The following is a 2,256-nucleotide window of genomic DNA, read 5'->3' as shown; positions in this document are numbered from 1 at the left end:
GCCCGCGACCGTGCCGGCCCCCGCCCAGCCCGCCCCGCTCCGGCCGGGCGGGGACACCCCGGCCGACGCGTGGCGGGAGGTGTTCACCCGGCAGGCCCAGGCCCTGGCCTCCCTGGCCTCCGCGCACAACGGCTCGGCCGTCGCCCGCGACGAACAGCAGCTCTTCTACGCCCTGGCCCTGGGCGACTTCCCGCCGGTCGCCGAGGCGCTCGCCCAGCGGTTCGACCGCGACCACCGCGCCTGGGTGCGGCTCCTCGACTACCTCGCGTCGGCGCCCTGCCGCCTCGTCCACCGGCAGTCCGCTCAGGAGGCGTACGCACTCCTCCTCGCCGGGATCGAACAGACCGGCCGGGACGTCGTCTCGGTGGCCACCGCAAAGCTCCTGGCCCTGCTGTGGCTGTACAACGACCCGCTCACCGAGCGCAGCCGGCGATGGGACGCCCAGATCGAAGAGGGCTTCGAACGCCTGGCGCACAATTCCCGTCTGCTCGACGTCAGCGCCCTCCAGCAGGCCGGCGCCCGCTTCGCCTGATCCTTCCGCGCCACGCGTCGGCGTGGCCGTGCGCACCGCAAGGAGTCCCTCATGCCCGCAGGTGTACGCATTCCGCGGTTCCTCCGGTGGCGCCGCCATCCGGTGGTGTCGGTGGTCGTCATCCTCCTGGTCCTGGCCGGCGCCGTCGTGGGCGGCAGACAGCTCTTCCCCGTCGTCTTCCCGCCCGAGCTGTCCTGCGGGAAGGGGATGACCGCCACCGGAAAGCCCCTGGCCTGTGTCGGGGTGAACCTGGAGGGCAAGCCGTTCACGAAGAACGACCCGGACCGCATGCGCGCGCTCCAGAAGGAGATAACCGCCGGGAACGACGCGGTGACGGGGGAGTACACCAGCGTCGTGCTGATGCTCAACCTGTCGCCCGTCCACGACGTGGACACCCTGACCTACGAGTCGCTCTACCACAACATCGAGGGCGCGATCACCGCCGTCTGGCGGGCGAACAACACGGCCGCGTACGGCAGCAGGCCCGGCGTCAAGCTCTATCTCGCCAACATGGGCAGCAGGTACGGCTCCTGGCAGCAGGCGGTGGACGGCGTCACGCAGTACGCCGGGCCCGAGCGCATCTCGGCGGTCGTCGGCCTCGGCCAGTCCACCGATCAGACCAGGCAGGCCGCCGCGGCCATCTCGTCCCGGCTGCACATCCCCGTCATCGGCTCCACGGTCACCGGCAACTCCATGAACCTGGACCCGGCGGACCCGGCGGGCAGGAAGCTCATCCCCGACATGTTCCGCGTCTCGCCGACCAACACGGACACGGTGATCGCGGCCAACCAGTACGTGTCGGGGCTGAATCCGGCGGTCACCTCGATGGCCGTGATCGCCGACGGCGTCGAGGGCGACGACTACACGGCCACCCTGGCGGCCGAGGCCAAGGTCCGCTTCCAGGCCCCGGACCGCACGCTGACCGTGCTGCCGTACACCTCGCCCCGCGACATGCCCAGCGGCGCGGGCCGCTCCGACTACCTGGTGCAGCAGTTCACCCTGATGCACGCCAACCTGTGCCAGGCGGCCCCGTCCGCCGTGTACTTCGCCGGCCGCGGCCGTGATCTGGGCGCCTTCGTCCAGACCTGGGTGCAGGGAGCGCCCTGCGGCATCGGCCGGCTGCACATCCTGGCCGGCGACGACGCCTCGGAGGCCATCCGCGACGACGTGGTCCTCAAGGGCATCGCCACGGGCCGGGTCACCGTGGCGTTCACGGCGCTGGCCAGCCCCGAGGAATGGGGGACCGAGTGCCCCGGGACGGACGCCAAGCGCAACTACGACCAGTTCTGGTCGGCGTTCACCGGACGCCCCGACCCGTGCACGAAGCAGCCCCTGGCCACCACACAGGGCGCCCGGCCGCCGCTGTCCTTCGATCCCGCGAGCCTGGCCAGCGGGCAGGCGATGCTCACGCACGACGCGGTGGCCGCCGCGGTCAGCGCTGCCCGGCGCGAGGGGGCGGGCGTGAAGAACCCGGGTCTGCTGACCGGCATCCTGCACCAGTTCTACTGCGCGCAGATGCTGCCCGGAGCCAGCGGGTGGCTGTCGTTCGGGAACGACGGGAACCCGGTCGGCAAGCCCATCCCCGTCGTGCAGATCAACGCGGACGGGACGACGAAGACGGCCACCCTGACCTGGCCCAGCTCCGCGCCCAACCTGAGCCTGCCGCAGCGGGGCGGCACGGGAGCCCCGGGCTGCTGACCCGCCCTGCTCCGGCCCTCCCGCCC

Annotated in this window: 2 protein-coding genes; both read left to right on the top strand. The window is 72.3% G+C overall.

Annotated elements, in window-relative coordinates; genetic code table 11:
- Positions 1-532: hypothetical protein (locus tag HYE82_RS36050; protein ID WP_179178441.1), on the top strand; the 532-nt coding region annotated here is incomplete at its 5' end.
- Positions 533-583: 51 nt separating this feature from the next.
- Positions 584-2,230, top strand: coding sequence for an ABC transporter substrate-binding protein (locus tag HYE82_RS36045; RefSeq protein ID WP_179178440.1), 1,647 nt, complete (start codon positions 584-586; stop codon positions 2,228-2,230).
- Positions 2,231-2,256 lie beyond the last annotated feature (26 nt).

Origin of the sequence: Streptomyces sp. BR123 (assembly GCF_013401435.1) — a bacterium.
In the GTDB taxonomy this organism is placed as follows: Bacteria; Actinomycetota; Actinomycetes; order Streptomycetales; family Streptomycetaceae; genus Streptomyces.
The sequence above is the reverse complement of the archived record's forward strand: the minus strand, read 5'-3'. Positions and strand labels throughout refer to the sequence as shown.

Coding starts and splice junctions, on each gene's coding strand:
- HYE82_RS36045 (WP_179178440.1), top strand. CDS start 584: ATGCCCGCAGGTGTACGCATTCCGCGGTTCCTCCGGTGGCGCCGCCAT.